General features: G+C 63.6%; 11 protein-coding genes. 6 read left to right on the plus strand and 5 right to left on the minus strand.

Annotation, left to right across the window (positions count from 1 at the left end; genetic code table 11):
- Position 1: 1 nt before the first annotated feature.
- The 5 genes from BM338_RS19260 to BM338_RS19280 are packed head-to-tail and all read right to left on the minus strand — an operon-like array spanning position 2 to position 4897.
- Positions 2–1321 (minus strand): L-fuconate dehydratase, encoded by a 1320-nt coding sequence (locus BM338_RS19260; RefSeq protein ID WP_090453898.1) that lies wholly within the window; start codon positions 1319–1321, stop codon positions 2–4.
- Positions 1322–1370: 49 nt separating this feature from the next.
- Positions 1371–2237 carry a fumarylacetoacetate hydrolase family protein gene (locus tag BM338_RS19265; protein WP_090453900.1) on the minus strand — a complete coding sequence of 289 codons (867 nt, stop codon included), beginning with the start codon at positions 2235–2237 and terminating at the stop codon, positions 1371–1373.
- Between the two features lie 13 nt (positions 2238–2250).
- A complete protein-coding gene (locus tag BM338_RS19270) occupies positions 2251–2997 on the minus strand; it encodes an SDR family oxidoreductase (protein WP_090453902.1) in 747 nt (248 codons plus the stop codon).
- Positions 2994–3869, minus strand: a complete 876-nt coding sequence (locus BM338_RS19275) for an amidohydrolase family protein (RefSeq protein WP_090453904.1) — start codon at positions 3867–3869, stop codon at positions 2994–2996. The genes BM338_RS19270 and BM338_RS19275 overlap by 4 nt, the downstream gene beginning before the upstream one ends.
- Entirely contained in the window at positions 3866–4897 is a 1032-nt protein-coding gene (locus tag BM338_RS19280; RefSeq protein ID WP_090453907.1) for an aldo/keto reductase, read from the minus strand. The genes BM338_RS19275 and BM338_RS19280 overlap by 4 nt, the downstream gene beginning before the upstream one ends.
- A gap of 376 nt (positions 4898–5273) precedes the next feature.
- Between BM338_RS19280 and BM338_RS19285 the strand changes: the two genes are divergently transcribed.
- The 6 genes from BM338_RS19285 to BM338_RS19310 all read left to right on the plus strand — a co-directional run bounded on the left by BM338_RS19285 (position 5274) and on the right by BM338_RS19310 (position 16025).
- Entirely contained in the window at positions 5274–6389 is a 1116-nt protein-coding gene (locus BM338_RS19285; protein WP_255367383.1) for a glucokinase, read from the plus strand.
- A 163-nt stretch (positions 6390–6552) separates the two neighbouring features.
- Positions 6553–8112 carry an alpha-L-fucosidase gene (locus BM338_RS19290; RefSeq protein ID WP_255367396.1) on the plus strand — a complete coding sequence of 520 codons (1560 nt, stop codon included), beginning with the start codon at positions 6553–6555 and terminating at the stop codon, positions 8110–8112.
- The gene (locus tag BM338_RS19295; RefSeq protein WP_090453909.1) at positions 8081–9760 is read left to right on the plus strand and encodes an alpha-L-fucosidase; all 1680 of its coding nucleotides are present in this window, start codon (positions 8081–8083) and stop codon (positions 9758–9760) included. The genes BM338_RS19290 and BM338_RS19295 overlap by 32 nt, the downstream gene beginning before the upstream one ends.
- Positions 9761–9822: 62 nt before the next feature.
- Entirely contained in the window at positions 9823–10800 is a 978-nt protein-coding gene (locus tag BM338_RS19300; protein WP_090454189.1) for a glycosyl hydrolase family 18 protein, read from the plus strand.
- Positions 10797–13013 (plus strand): glycoside hydrolase family 20 protein, encoded by a 2217-nt coding sequence (locus BM338_RS19305; RefSeq protein WP_177229420.1) that lies wholly within the window; start codon positions 10797–10799, stop codon positions 13011–13013. The genes BM338_RS19300 and BM338_RS19305 overlap by 4 nt, the downstream gene beginning before the upstream one ends.
- Before the next feature lie 96 nt (positions 13014–13109).
- Positions 13110–16025: a TonB-dependent receptor plug domain-containing protein gene (locus BM338_RS19310; protein ID WP_090453915.1), complete on the plus strand. Its 2916-nt coding sequence runs from the start codon at positions 13110–13112 to the stop codon at positions 16023–16025.
- Positions 16026–16082: the final 57 nt, after the last annotated feature.

Here is a 16082-nt window from a genome sequence, read left to right on the forward strand (position 1 = left end):
CTCAGGCGCTCAGGGCTTGGGTGGGTTCCTGCCAGGCGGGGCCGTCCGGAAAGCGGAACTCGGCAATCGAGGCTTCGAACATCTGCGCCGAGAAGCCCGGTGTGGTCGGCGCCAGATAGCGGCCGTTGCGGATGGTCACCGGGTCAACGAAGTGCTCATGCAGGTGATCGACGAATTCGATGGCGCGGTCCTCTTTCTTTCCGGTGATCGCCACGAAGTCGGCCATCGCCAAGTGCTGCACCAGTTCGCACAGGCCTACGCCGCCAGCGTGCGGGAATACGCGCACGCCAAACTTCGCCGCCAGCAGCAGGATCGCCAGGTTCTCGTTGACGCCGCCGACACGCGCGGCGTCGATCTGCACCAGGTCGACAGCGCCGGCCTGGAACAGCTGTTTGAACATCACGCGGTTGTGCGTGTGCTCACCGGTGGAGACTGGCGTGGGCGCGATGGCGCGGCGGATGGCGGCATGGCCCAGCACGTCGTCGGGGCTGGTCGGTTCTTCGATCCAGGCCAGCTGCACGTCGGCCAGCCGGCGCAGCCATTCAATGGCGCGATGCACATCCCAGCGCTGGTTGGCATCCACGGCGATGGAAATATCAGGCCCCACTTCGGCGCGCGCCAGACGGCAGCGGCGCACATCGTCCTCGACGTTGTGGCCGACCTTGAGCTTGATGGTGCGGAAGCCGCTGGCCACCGCTTCGCGTGCGAGGCGCAGCATCTTTTCGTCCGAATAGCCGAGCCAGCCAGGCGAGGTGGTGTAGGCGGGATAGCCTTCGGCCAGCAGCTGTTCGATGCGCTGCGCCTTGCCGCGTTCGGCAGTGCGCAGCAGTTGCAGGGCTTCGTCGGGCGAGAGCGCGTCGGCGAGGTAGCGGAAGTCGATCACGCTCACCAGCTGTTCCGGCGTCATGTCGGCGATAAAGCGCCACAGCGGCTTGCCGGCATGACGCGCGGCCATGTCCCACGCCGCGTTGACCACCGCGCCGATGGCCATGTGCATCACACCCTTCTCGGGGCCGAGCCAGCGCAGCTGCGAGTCGCCGATCATGCGCGCGGCGAAGCCGCCGAGGTCGCCGATCACTTGGTCGAGACTCAACCCGACGACGTAGGGGCGCAACGCATCGAGCGCGGCCTTCTGCACGTCATTGCCGCGGCCAATGGTGAAGACCAGCCCATAGCCGGCGAGGCCGTGCGGATCGTCGGTGCGCAGTACGGCGTAGGCGGCTGAGTAGTCCGGATCCGGATTCATCGCGTCGGAGCCATCGAGCTCGCGCGAAGTCGGAAAGCGTACGTCGTAGGTATCCAGTGCGGTGATTTTCACCATGCGTCCGGCCTCCTTGTGCCGGAGAGAAGCAATGTCGTGACGGGACGGCTCATCGTGCGTTGCCTTGGTCGGCGGGATGCGCATGCACTTGCTGGCGCTGTCGGCCGAGCCCGTCGATACCGAGTTCGATGACGTCGCCGGGGCGCAGATAGGTGGGTGGCTTCAGACCCAGGCCGACGCCGGCAGGCGTGCCCGTGCTGATGACATCGCCGGGCATCAGCGTCATGTAGCGGCTGATGTAGCTGACTAGCTTGGCGACGCCGAACACCATGTCGCTGGTGTTGCTGTCCTGGTAGCGATGGCCGTTCACTTCCAGCCACAGGCGTAGGCTCTGTGGACCGGGCACTTCGTCGGCGGTAACCAGCCAGGGGCCGATCGGGCCGAAGGTGTCGCAACTCTTGCCCTTCACCCACTGGCCGCCGTGCTCGAACTGGAATTCGCGCTCCGACAAGTCGTTGACCACCACGTAGCCGGCGACGTGCGACAGCGCGGCATCCACCGGTACGTCGCGCGCGGTCTCGCCGATCACCACGCCCAGCTCCACTTCCCAGTCGGTACGCGTCGAGCCGCGCGGGATTACCACATCGTCGTTGGGTCCCATGATCGCGCTGGTGGCCTTCATGAACAGCACCGGCTGTTCGGGCACGGCCGCGCCGGTTTCGGCGGCGTGCTTGGCGTAGTTCATGCCCACGCAGATCATCTTGCCCACGGGTGACACCGGCGCGCCAAAGCGCGGTCTGCCTTTGACTTCAGGCAGGGTGGCCGGATCGATGCTGGCGAGGCGCTTGATGTTCTCGCGACTGAGTGCGGAGGGATCGATATCGGCGACGGCGTCGGACAGATCGCGCAGCACGCCGTTGGCGTCGATGAGGCCGGGTTTCTCGGTGCCGTGCGCACCGTAGCGGACCAGTTTCATCTTGTTCGTTCCTTCAGTTGGACCAGCCGCCGTCCACCACGTGGATCGTGCCGGTAGTGAATGCGGATTCGTCAGAGGCGAGGTACAGCGCGAGCGCGGCGATTTCTTCCGGCGTGCCGAGGCGGCCCATCGGCTGGCGCTCGATAAAGCTGCGCCACACGGCGTCTTCATTGCCGCCCAGCGCGCGCACGCGCTCGCCCAGCGAGGGGGTTTTCACTGTGCCGGGGCAGATCGCATTGCAGCGCACCCCGCGTGCGACAAAGTCGGCGGCGATCGAGCGGGTGAGGCCGATCACCGCGGCCTTGGTGGTGCTGTAAGCGAAGCGGTTGGGTACACCTTTGATGCTGGACGCCACCGATGACATGTTGACGATGCTGCCGCGTCCGCGTTCGAGCATGCCGGGCAGCACGCGCTTGCACAGGTGGAACATGCTGTCGACGTTGATGCCGAAGGAACGCTTCCAGGCCTGCTCGTCGGTGTCCAGGATAGTGCCGGCATGCACGTAGCCGGCGCAGTTGAACAGTACGTCGAAAGCGTCGTTGGCAGCCACCAATGTGTCGATCTCGTCGGGGCGGGTCACGTCCAGGCGCTGCGTGCGGATCGACGGATTCACCGCGGCGAGACTCTCTAGCGCGGCGGTGTCAATATCGGTCGCCAGCACCTGCGCGCCGGCTTCGGCGAAGGCGAGGGCGGTGGCGCGGCCGATGCCGGCGCCAGCGGCAGTGACCAGGGCGTGTTTGCCGGCCAGGCGTGAGTTCATGGCTGGGATTCCTTGTCAGACGAAGAAGGTGCGGCGAGATCGATGCCGTAGAACGCGGCGGCGTTGCCGCCGAAGATGTCCGCTTCGCGTCCGGGCGCGAAGCGATGGGTCAGTGCGCGGGCCAGTGCCAGCCAATGCGCGTAATCGCCGCGCAGGGTCAGCACCGGCCAATCGCTGCCCCACAGCAGGCGCTCCGCACCGAAACAGTCGAAGACGTGTTCGACGTAAGGCGCGATGGCGTCGTCGGGCAGGCCCGGCGCGAGCTGGGTCAGCAGGCCGGAGAACTTGCAGTACAGCGCGGTGCGCTCAGCGAGGCTGGTGATATGCGCGGCCCAGTCGTGGGAGTCGCTGCCGTCGATGGCCGGCTTGCCCGCATGGTCGAGTACGGCGCGCAAGCCGGGTTCGCGTGTCAGCAGCTTGAGCAGCGAGGGCAGTTGGTCGGGACGCACCAGCGCGTCGAAAGCCAAGTCGTGCTGCTGCAGGCTGGCGAAGGCTTTGTCCAGCGCTGGGCGCGCGAGCCAGTCGGGATCGGCGATGTCCTGCGCCATTGGGCGCAGGCCGAGCAGCAGGCCGCGGCCATCGCGCACCAGGCGATCGATGCGTGCATCCACATCGTTCGCTTCAAAATCCACCCAGCCAACCACGCCGGCGATGTTCCGGTTGCTGCGCGCCAGTTCAAACAGGAAACGGGTTTCCGCTTCGGTGGGAGCGGCCTGCACCAGTACGGTGTGCTGCACCTGTGCGGCAGCGCATAACGGGGCGAGCTCGTGCGGCAGGAAATCCCGTTGCAAGGATGCGGGTGCATCCGCCAGCCAGCCATAGTCGCCGCGGCTGACCTGCCAGTAGTGCTGATGCGCGTCGATCAGGGTCATGGTGTGACCGCGCTCGGCGCGAGCAGGCCGGCGGCGCGCAGTTGCGCCCACAGTTCGGGTGGCAGCGCGGTGTCCAGTCGTGAGACCGCGCTGTGCACTTCGCTGGCCGAGCGCATGCCACAGACCACGGTGGCGACGGCCGGATGGAGTAGCGGGAATTGCAGCGCGGCGGCGCCGACGCTGGCGCCGGTCTGCGCCGCGATATCGTAGAAACGCTGCGCACGCGCACGCGTCGGCGCGTCGGCCGGCGCGTAGTTATAGGTATCACCCGGGCCATCGGCGGCGCCAAGGAGGCCGGAGTTGTAGGGCGCGGCGGCGAGGATGGCGACGTCGCGGCGCAGCGCTTCGTCCATGACGCGCGCGCTGTCTTGCTGCTCGAACAAAGTGTAGCGGCCGGCCAGCATGATGGCGTCGAGCGCGAAGCGCGGCATCACCTCCAGGCAGATGGCTTCTTCGTTGACGCCGAGGCCGATGGCGGTACAGATGCCTTGCGCGCGCAGCTCCGCCATCGCGGGCAGGGCTTCGTCCAGCGCCTGGCGCAGGATCTGCGGATGCTGCGCACCGTGCGTGAGCGCGCCGATGTCGTGCAGCAGCAACAGATCGATGCGGTTGGTACGCAGGCGGCGCAGGCTGCTTTCGACCGAACGCAGCACGCCGCCTCGGCTGTAGTCGAAGATCGCCTGGCGGTTATTTACGGCGAAACCGTCGGCGAGCGGCTCGCGGCCTTCGGCGCTTTCGATCAGGCGGCCGACCTTGGTGGAAAGGGTGTAGCTCTCGCGCGGTTTGGCCGCCAGCACGGCGCCAAGGCGTTCTTCGCTGAGGCCGTAGCCGTAATAGGGCGCGGTGTCGAAATGACGGATACCGCGGCGCCATGCATGTTCGATGGCCTGCGCGGCGTCACTCTCGTCCACGCCGGCATACAGGTTGCCGATAGGGGCGCCACCGAAGGAAAGCGGTGTCAGCCCCAGCCGTCTACCGGTGTCAGGGGTGCTCCCGCCTTGCTGCTTGTGGAGGCCAGGTTCCGCCATGCCAGAGCTCCGCGAACTGGAATACCGATAGCGACTTGCACCCCGCCCAGGCCCGCTGATGCGCGGACTCTGGCGGATGCCGGGCGCCTGCTCAACCGCCACGTGCCCGGTCCGAGCAAGTGTGCACATATGAAATATAGTTTTACAAGTGATCTTTGCGTGAGACTGTCGATCGCGAGAATTTCCTGTTGCACTGCAACTTGCATCGATCTATATAAATATGAAACATCAATTCGCCCATGAAATGTGCGGCGAGTCGCTGTACAACCCATCGGGTCTTGGGGCGGGGAGCCTTGAACGTGTATCTACACGAAATGATTTTTGCGTCCGCTCGCGCCTTCCCGGCGCCGGAAAGGCGTGTATCGGGAAGCCAGTCGTGAATGGCCGTGCGGCAGCGATCGGCGGCGGTGTTGTCGATGTGCGCGAACTGCCATGGGTGCGGTCGTCCGGTACGCCGGATGTGATCGCACCCAACACTTGTCCGCCGTTCCTCGCCGCCGATGTGGGTGGCACCCATGCGCGCATGGCGCTGATGACGCCCGGCACCCGCGCCAGTGGTCCTGTGGTGCTGGCGTACAAGGTTTATCGCTGCGCCGACTACGCCGATATGGCCGCGATCGCGCGCGCGTTCTGCGCCGAACTGCCTGAGGCGCCGCGGCAACTGGTGCTGGCCTGCACCGGCTGCGCACTCAACGGCGTGGTCATCAACGAAAGCCTGCCCTGGCCGATCGTGCCGGCCGCGCTCGCCAGCGCACTGCAACTCGACGACGTGCTGGTACTCAACGATTTCGAAGCGCTGGCGCACGCCACGGCTTACATCGATATCGCCCGTTCGCCGTTGGTGAATACGCCGGCTCATTCGGACATTCAGGTGGCCGGACCGATGGTGATCGTCGGGCCCGGCACCGGGCTGGGCGCTGCGGTGCGTCTGCCCGGTACACCGCCGACCGTGCTGGCGAGCGAAGCGGGGCAGATCCAGCTGGCCGCTCGCGTCGGTCGCGAGCTAGAGGTGCTGAGTCTGCTGGCCGCGCCCGATACGCACGTGTCGTATGAGCACGTGTTGTCCGGCCCCGGTCTGCTGCGTCTCTATCGCGCGCTATGTGCCGAAGTCGGGCAGGCGCCAACCTGCGCCGAGCCAGCCGATGTCAGCGCAGCTGCTATCGACGGCAGCGATGCGCGAGCCGTGGAGACCTTGCAGTTGTTCTGCGGCTGGCTGGGTTCCTTCGCTGGCGATCTCGCCATGCTTTATCAGGCCACCGGCGGCATCTGGCTTGCCGGCGGTTTCCTGTCGCGGATCGTGGCGTTCATGCGCCACAGCAGCTTTGCCGAACGCTTCCTCGACAAGGGCGTGATGCGCCCCTTTATGGAAAAAGTCCCGGTGCGCGTCGTAGACCACGGCCAGCTCGGCGTGATCGGCGCGGCCAGCTGGTTCCTCGATCGCCAGGCGCGCGCCAAGGGAGATCGGGCTACAGGAGATCGCGAGTTTCGCTAGTCCGGGCGCGGCATTCCGGCCGCGTGTCTTGCCACCACCACTGTTGCCCGAGGTTTTGTCATGTGTCGATCCGTTGCCTGCTGTCGAACTTGCCTTGGTCAGGTGGAGCACTGAGCGGATGAGCAAGAGTCCGCTGCATCGCTTGGCTATGACGTCCACGTGGATGCTGATGGCTGCGTCGCTCGCGGCGACGGCCGGCACGCCGGACGCGCGCACCATCGAGCAGCAGTGGCGACAGGCCAACAGCAAGTATGACGGCGCGCGGCAGGCGGTGCTCAAGCAGGTCGATACGCAGGCATGGGCCGGGCCATTCCAGCCGGACTGGTCCTCGCTCGCCGAGTACAAGACACCCGATTGGTACCGCGACGCCAAGTTCGGCATCTTCATCCACTGGGGCGTGTACTCGGTGGTGGCGTACAAGGGCGAGTGGTATCCGCGCCACATGTACGAACGCGAAGGGCAGTACGCGAATTACTACCAGCATCAGATCGACACTTACGGGCCGATGCCGCAGGTGGGTTACAAGGATCTGATCCCGAAGTTCAAGGCCGAGCACTTCGATCCGGCCGCGTGGGCAAAGCTGTTCCACGAGGCCGGTGCGCGCTACGTGGTGCCGGTGGCGGAACATCACGACGGCTTCGCCATGTACGACTCGAAGCTGAGCGACTGGACCGCGGTGAAGATGGGTCCCAAGCGCGACGTGATCGGCCAGCTCGCCAAGGCGATCCGCGCGGAGGGCATGAAGCTCGGTCTGTCCTCGCATCGCGCCGAGCACGATTGGTTCTTCGAATACGGCCGCCGCTTCGATTCCGACGTGAACGATCCGCGCTATGCGGCGCTGTACGGTCCGGCGCATCCGCTGCAAGGCGCCAAGGGCGAGGACGGCAAGGAGGTCGACTGGACCTTTGTCTCCGATGCGTATCTGGATGATTGGCTGGCGCGCTCCGCCGAGATCGTGCAGGACTATCACCCGGACCTGATGTATTTCGACTGGTGGATCGGGCAGCCACGTTTCCGCGGCGCACTCGCGCGCTTCGCTTCGTTCTACTACAACCAGGCCGCCACGCGCGGACAGGGCGCGATACTCAATTACAAACTCGACTCGATGCGCACGGGCAGCGGCACGCTCAACATCGAGCGCGGGCAAGCGGCGGACATCCGGCCGCAGCCATGGCAGACCGAGACCTCGGTCAGTCAGGATTCGTGGGGCTATGCCGAGGGCGATACCTACAAGAATCCCGACGAGATCGTGCATCTACTCGCGGACGTAGTGAGCAAGAACGGCAACCTGCTGCTCAACATCGGCCCTAAGGGCGACGGTAGCATTCCCGGCGAAGCGAAGACCATCCTGCAGGCCATCGGCCAGTGGTTGCACGCCAACGGCGAAGCGATCTACGGCACGCGGCCATGGAAGCAGTTCGGCGAAGGTCCGACCAAGGTCGCCGCCGGCACCATGCAGGACAGCAAGACCGCGCCCTACACCGCGCAGGATTTCCGCTTCACCAGCAAGGATGGCCGGCTCTACGCCATCGAGCTGGGCTGGCCCGCCGATGGAAAGGCGGTGATCCATGCCATCGGCGCCGACCTGAAAGTGCGCCGCATTACCTTGCTCGCCACTGGCGCCGAGATTCCCTTCCAGCAGCAGGCGGATGGTTTGCATCTGCGCCTGCCCACGTCACCGAAAGGATTGCATGCTTATGCGTATCGCATTGAACTGCTCTAAGCCCCGCCACACAGCCATACGTCGCGCCTTGAGCGTTGCGTTGCTGCTTGCGGCCGGCAGCGTTCTCGCCGCCGATCCGGCCAGTGCGCCCACCGCGAAAACGCAGAGCCCGCAGCAGAACGATCTGATATGGCAGAAGGCGAGCGCCAAGTTCGAACCGCAGCGCCGCGCCTTGCTGGCGGAAGTGGAGAAGGGCGATGGCGCCGGCCCGTTCCGCGCCGACTGGGCGTCGTTGCAGGCGTATCGCTCGCCGACGTGGTACGACGACGCCAAGTTCGGCATCTTCATCCACTGGGGTGTGTACTCGGTGCCAGCGTTCGGCAGTGAGTGGTATTCGCGCAACATGTACGTGGAGGGTTCCAAAGAATTCGCCCATCACGTTGCCACTTACGGACCGCAAAGCGAATTCGGCTATAAGGATTTCATCCCCAAGTTTAAGGCCGAGCATTTCGACCCGGCCGTGTGGGCCAAATTGTTCCGCGAGGCTGGCGCGCGATACGTGGTACCGGTGGCCGAGCATCACGACGGCTTCGCCATGTACGACTCCAAGCTGAGCGACTGGACCGCGGTGAAGATGGGTCCCAAGCGTGACGTGATCGGCCAGCTGTCCAAGGCGATCCGCGCGGAAGGGCTGCACTTTGGCCTGTCTTCGCATCGCGCAGAACACGACTGGTTCATGGGCAACGGGCGGAAGTTCGCTTCGGACGTGAACGATCCGAAGTACGCCGAGTTCTATGGTCCCGCGCAGGTGCGCATGGCCGGCTCGGACAGCGACGTGCTGTCCACGGACTTCACCTTCGTTTCGCAGGCGTGGCTGGACGACTGGCTGGCGCGCACCACAGAACTGATCGATGACTATCAGCCGGACCTGATCTATTTCGACTGGTGGATCGGCCATCCCACCTTCCGCAACTCGTTGCCGAAGATGCTGGCCTACTACTACAACCAAGATGCAAGGCGCGGCCAGGGCGCGGCACACGGCGTGGTGGTGAACTACAAGCTTGGCGAATTCGCTGATGGCGCGGGCGTGCTGGACGTGGAGCGCGGCCAGCTCACGGGTATCCATCCAACGCATTGGCAGACCGATACCTCGATCAGCAACGATTCCTGGGGCTATATCGAGCATGACACTTACAAGTCACCGCAGGTGCTGATCCATCTGCTCGCCGATGTGGTGAGCAAAAACGGCAATCTGCTGCTCAACATCGGCCCTCGTGCCGATGGTGTGATCCCGCAGGGGGCACAGGACACGCTGCTTAAGATCGGCGGCTGGCTCAAGGTCAACGGCGAGGCGATCTACGGCAGCAAGCCGTGGCGGCAGTTTGGCGAAGGCCCGACCCAAGTGGCGGACGGTCCGTTCCAGGACACCAAGACCAAGCCGTATACCGCTCAGGACTTCCGCTTCACCACCCACAACGGCACGTTGTACGCAATCGAGTTGGATTGGCCGGCGGATGGCAAGGCGGTGATCCGTTCGCTCAAGCCGAGCGACGGCGTGCGCTCGGTGCGGCTGCTCGCCAATGGCAAGGCCGTGGCGTGGAAGCAGCAGGATGATGGCTTGCATGTGACGCTGCCGGCCAAGCCGGTAGGCGAGTACGCCTATGTGCTGCGCATCGAACTCGCCGCTGCGCCGGGGGTGACTCCGTGAAGCGTCTGCTGCTGTTGTTGCTGCTCGTGCCGGCGCTGGCGTTCGCCAAGGCGCCGAGCGCGATGTTCTACATGATGGGGTCGCAGAAATCGATCGACTCCTTCGTCGCGCATGCCGACAAGATCGATGTGCTGGTGCCCACCTGGTATGGCGTGGACGAGAACGGCCTGGTCTCGGGGCAGCCTAACGATTACGTGATGAAAATCGCTAAGGAACATCGCGTGCCGGTGATGCCGATCCTGTCGGCCAATGGCGAGCGCGAGAAGTTTCATAAGCTGCTTGGTAACGTTACCGCGAAGAAGGCGATGATCGCGTCGCTGATCGAACAGGCGAAGCTGCACGGGTTCACCGGCTTCCAGTTCGACTTCGAAAACATCGCCTGGACCGACCGCGATGCGCTGACCTTGATGACCAAGGAAACCGCCGACGCGCTGCACAAGCACGGGCTGAAGCTTTCCATGGCGATCGTGCCGAATGCGCCGGGCTATGCCGGCGGCGGCGCGTTCTCCAAATGGATGTGGGAGTACTGGCGCGGCGCATATGACCTGAAGGCGCTGGCGCAGTCGCTGGATCTGGTCTGCCTGATGACCTATGACCAGCACACACGCTGGACCACACCCGGCCCGGTGGCCGGCATGCCGTGGACGATGGAGCACCTGGAGTACGCGCTGAAAGTGGTGCCCAAGGAAAAGCTTTCGCTCGGCATTGCGCTCTACGGCTATCACTGGTTCGCGGGCAACCCGGTGAAGGACGACGGCAAGGAGTCGTCGAACATCTCGGCGAGCTACATCGATGCGGACGAATCGTTTCCGCTGGCCAAGCAGTTCGGCGTGACGATGCAGTGGGACCCGGTGGAGCACGAATCCTGGTTCTACTTCTATCGCGACGGCATGCGCGAATGGGTGTTCCTGCCGGATGCGCAGGCGTTCCGCGACCGCTACGAGGTAGTGAAGAAATACGGCCTGCAGGGCTTCTGCTCGTGGGTGCTCGGGTCCGAAGACCCGAAGGTATGGGACGAGCTGCCGGAGGCACAGCGATGAGCCGTCGTATCGCGATGGTGGGATTTGTAGTGGTCGCATCGGTCTGGGCCACGCTGGCGCAGGCGGCACTGCCGCTGGTGCCCTATCCGAGCCATGTCGAAGAAGGCAAGGGCAGCTTCGTGCTGGACAAGCAGGTGAGCATCGACGCGCCGACGGATGCGCGCTCGAAAGAGATTGCCGCGTTCCTGCATGACGCCATCGCGGAGCAGGCCGGTATCGACTTGCCGGAGCACGCGACGCGCAAGGGTCGTCATATCGTGCTCAAGCTCGATCCCGCTGTCGCCGGCGATGAGGCTTACCGTCTCGACGTGACGCCGCGTGGCATCGCCATCAGCGCGGCTACCGGCAAGGGCTTGTTCTGGGGTGTGCAGACGTTGCGCCAGCTACTGCCGGTGGCGCCTGCGCAGGCGACCAAGGTATCGATCCCCGCGGTGAAGATCGAAGACGAACCCGCCTTCGTCTATCGCGGCCACATGCTCGACGTGGGCCGGCATTTCTACCCGGTCGCCTTCATCAAGAAACAGCTCGACCTGATGAGCTACTACAAGCTCAACACCTTCCGCTGGCATCTCACCGAAGACCAGGGCTGGCGCATCGAGATCAAGCAATACCCCAAGCTCACCGAAGTCGGGGCCTGGCGCACCGAGCCGGACGGCAGCCGCCACGGCGGCTTCTACACGCAAGAGCAAGTGCGTGAGATCGTGGAGTACGCGCGCCAGCGCAACATCATGGTGATTCCAGAGATCGAGATGCCAGGGCATAGCTCGGCGGCGATCGCGGCGTACCCGGAACTCTCCTGCGCCAAGAAGCCGATCAAGGTGCCGTCGGGCTGGGGCGTGTTTAGCGACGTGTTTTGCCCGGCCGACGAGAACGTCTACACCTTCCTGCAGAACGTGCTGGATGAAGTGCTGCCGCTGTTCCCCTCGCCCTATGTGCATATCGGCGGCGACGAAGTGCCGGCCGGTGCGTGGGCGCATTGCGAGGCCTGCGACAAGCTGATCCGCGAGCAGGACCTGGGCGATGAGAAGGGGCTGCAGAGCTACTTCGTGCGCCGCATGCAGGTGTACCTTGCCGGCAAGGGCAAGACCATGATCGGCTGGGACGAGATCCTGGAAGGCGGCGTCGATCCGTCGGTAGTCGTGGAGGTGTGGCGCGGCGACGAAGGTGCTAACAAGGCGCTCGCCAATGGCAACCGCATCGTCAACGCCAGCCCGTATTACCTCGATACGCCGCTGTCGCGTCTCACAGTGGAAAAACTCTATCTCACCGACCCGCTGGGTGAGTCGGGCCAGGGCCGGCGTGACCGGGTACTGGGCGCCGAAGCACCGCTGTGGAGCGAGCGTGCCGACCCGTTGAATGCGGAGATACGGCTGTATCCACGCTTGATCGCCTTCGCTGAGCGCCTGTGGCGCGGCGGCACGGCCGACGCCGCGAGCTATGCGGATTTCCATCAGCGTCTGCAGGCGCAGTATCCGCGGCTCGATGCGTGGCACGTCGGCTACGGCCCGGAAGACCGCAACGTGGCGGAGTATTCGCTATCGCTCAATGCCGCGCATAACGGCTGGCAGCTGCAAGCACAGCGCGGTTTTGCCGACGTGGAGAATCACTACACGCTCGATGGCAGCGAGCCGACAGCATCATCGCCTGCGTTCACTGACACGTTGGACCTGTCCACGCCCGGCACGTTGCGCGTTGCGCCGTTCCGCAAAGGCCAGGCCTACGACCATCCGCACAGTTTCCAGCTGGAGCGTAGCCAGGCCTTCGGTGCGGCGGCGAGTTATGACCCGGCACCCAGCCCGACCTACAGCCAGCACGGTGCCGCCGCACTCACCGACGGCGTGCTCGGCGGCGAGAACTTCAAGGACGGCACCTGGCTGGGTTGGGAAGAGGCCGATCCGCGCCTCACCGTCGACTTGGGCAACGCCACCGACGTCCATGAGATCAGCGTCGGTGTGCTGCAGCAGGCTGACTCCTGGATCTGGTGGCCGCGCAAGGTGCGCTTCTCGGTCTCCGACGACCAGCAGCACTGGAGGACCTTGCGCGAGGTGAAGGTCACGACTGTCGCCACTGACAGTCTGAGCCATGTGCAGCGCGTGGCGTTCACCGCCACCAAGCCGATCCATACCCGTTACGTCCGCGCGGAAATCACCCGCCATCCCACGCAGGACGATCGTCATACCTGGACCTTTGTGGACGAGCTGATCGTGCGCTGAGGTACCGGTTGTTTTTAGGAGTGGTGGTTTTTAAACAGACGCGGTTCCGTTCGTTACATCCCTCAGGGGAGGGCCAACATCATGGGGAGGATAGTCATGTCACAGGTTGCATTTCGCCGAAGAGCGCTAGCCAATGCCTTGGCAGTCGCTTTGTTCACGCCGTTTGTCGCGCACGCGCAATCGGCTTCCGCGCCGCAGGATGCATCCGCGCAAACACCACCTGCAGAGGCGAGCAAGAAAGCCGCCACGCTGGAAAAAGTCGTGGTGACTGGTTCGCGCATTGCGCGCGCGGAGGTGGAAGGGCCTGCGCCGGTGACGATGATTACCGGTGAGGAGATCAAGAAACAGGGCTTTACCACCGTCTATGAGCTGATGAATTCCATCACTCAGGCGGGTATCGCCGAAACGGCGCCGAGCTGGGGCAGCACCTCTGTCAACGCGCGTCAGTTGAACCTGCGCAACATGGGTTCGAACCGCAGTCTGCTGCTGATCGACGGCCATCGCGTGACCGATTACCCGATGCCGGCCAACGGCAAGACCAATTTCCAGAACTACAACAACATCCCGACCGGCATGATCGATCGCGTCGAGATTCTGGCGACTGGCGCTTCGGCGATCTACGGTTCCGATGCCATCGCCGGTGTGATCAACATCATCCTGAAGAAGAACTATCAGGGCGACGACATCAAGGTGCAGGTCGGCACCTCCAAGCGCGGTGGGCGCGACTTCGCCGACTTCAACTTTGTCGGCGGCAAGTCAGGCCAGAACTGGAACATCGTATACAACTTGCAGCGCAGTCATCGCACGCCGCTGTGGGGCAGTGACCGTCCCTACACGGATTCCGATGCCGATGCTGGCTACGGTGCATGGGACCAGAATGCGCGCATGTTCGGTTATCCGCGCTATACCGGCCTGTCGATGAACGACGCCAACGGCAAATACATCACGCCGCCGGCGGGTGCCTGTTCGCAGGCAGGTTTCAAGAACAATTTCAGCCAGTACCACCAGCAGTCAGTAGCGACTAACGGCCACACGGTCGATCCCACCAACATCACGGATGGCGGCTCCTACTGTGCGCAGAACGCGCTGTTTGGCAACTGGGTGCTGACCCCGGGGCGCGACGACAAAGATGCCTACATCGCTGGTAACTATGATTTCGGCAATGGCCTGCAGGCCTATGGTTCGGTCGGCTTCTGGGACACCAAGGGTGTGTCCAACACGCAGCTGCCGTTCCTGTATCCATACGCAGGCAGTCCGCCGGGGCCGCTGGGTTCGTTCTATGACCAGACTTCAGGACAGGTCATCAGCAACTATTTCAGACAGCTGACGCCGGGTGAGATGGGGACCTACGGCAATACGCACGATAACGAGCAGAACTGGGATCTGCATGCCGGCCTGCGTGGGACGATCCTGGATGGACGCTTCAACTGGGATGCCAACCTGGGCCATGCGAAGTACATCGTTCATGAGAGCTATACCGGTCTGAACGAGCAGGGCATGTTCGACTATTTCTTTGGCAAGCAGCTCGGCACTACCACGGTCGGTGGCACGGTTTATCCCGTCTATGCGGTCAATCAGAATCGGTTCTGGAACCCGATCTCCCCGGCGGACTACCGCACGTTTGGCGTGGGCGGCGAGAACACCGCGGTATCGTGGATGGATCAGGCCTCACTGAACCTCACCGGCGACCTGTTCAATACCTGGGCCGGCCCGGTCGGCTTCGCTGGCGTACTGGAAGCGAATCACGAGGGTTACAAGCTTAGCCCGGATGCGCGTGGTAATAACGCCAACTTCAGTGATCCGTTCCAGGACTACAACGCCGGTGGTGGTACTCGCACGCGCTTCTCGGTGGGTACGGAGTTCCGCATCCCGCTGGCCTCGACGTTGACCGCGACACTTTCCGGCCGCATCGACAAGTACCGCGATGCAAGCAGCACGGATTTGGCGAAGACCTGGGGTGCGGCCGTCGAGTGGCGACCGCTGGACGGTGTGTTGTTGCGCGGCACCTACGGCACCAACTTCCACGCGCCGGACATGCAGTACATCTACAAGCAGGATTCGCAGTCCACGGTCGGCATCTACTCCGACTACTACCAATGTATCGCCAACCATCAGTCCACTTGCGAAGCTGTCCAGCATCCGTCCTATTACACGTTGCATGCGGCAGGCGGTAGAAACTTGTTGCCTGAAACGGGCCATTCCTGGAGCTACGGCTTCGTATGGGATGTGAACTGGGTGGAAGGCTTGGCCATATCCGCCGACTACTGGCACATGGGCATCGACAATGCGATCGACAATGTCGACAAAGACACCGTGCTGAAAGACGAAGCGGGTTGCCGTACCGGCTTGCAGGTGGGCGGCGCGCCGTACACCACGCATACGCAGGGTTCGGAGTACTGCAAACAGGTGGAGGCGAACGTTATTCGCGATGCCAACGGCAACGTCACCGCCGTCTACACCGGTCCGATCAACCAGAACAAGCTCTACGTCAGCGGTGTGGATGCCAATATCACTTACCGGCTGAAGACGCAGGACTGGGGCAACTTCAACTTTGCACTCGACTGGACGGACAACCTCTCGTACAAGCTGCGCAAGTACGCCAACGATCCGCTGCTGAACACCCGCTACGACCGCGTCGCGACCAGGACGCGCGCTACGGTGAATTGGCGGAACGGCCCGTGGGACGTGACGCTTTATGGCGATCGCCAGGGCGGTGTGCGCGCACCGCACTATGGTGGTTGCGAAGTGCTGGCCAACGGCATCACGCCGGGCCTAGGCGACGCGGATTGCGTGGTCTACCAGGGCCATACCCCGTCGTGGATCACCTATAGCACCACCATCGGGTATCGCTTCAACGAGCGCATCAAGCTTGGCTTCACCGTATCCAACATCTTCGACAAGGTGGGCTATATCCCGTACTACGCGGGTGGCTTCGAGTTCATTCCGACCTTGAATGGGGCGAATTACAACGGACGTGAGCTTTCGTTGCAGCTTGAGTACAAGCTTGATTGACCGAAGTAGCCTAGATGCCGTCTCTCGCTGTGAGCGGGAGACGGCATCTAGGTATAG

Origin of the sequence: Dyella sp. OK004, from assembly GCF_900114495.1 — a bacterium.
Classification (GTDB): Bacteria; Pseudomonadota; Gammaproteobacteria; order Xanthomonadales; family Rhodanobacteraceae; genus Dyella_D.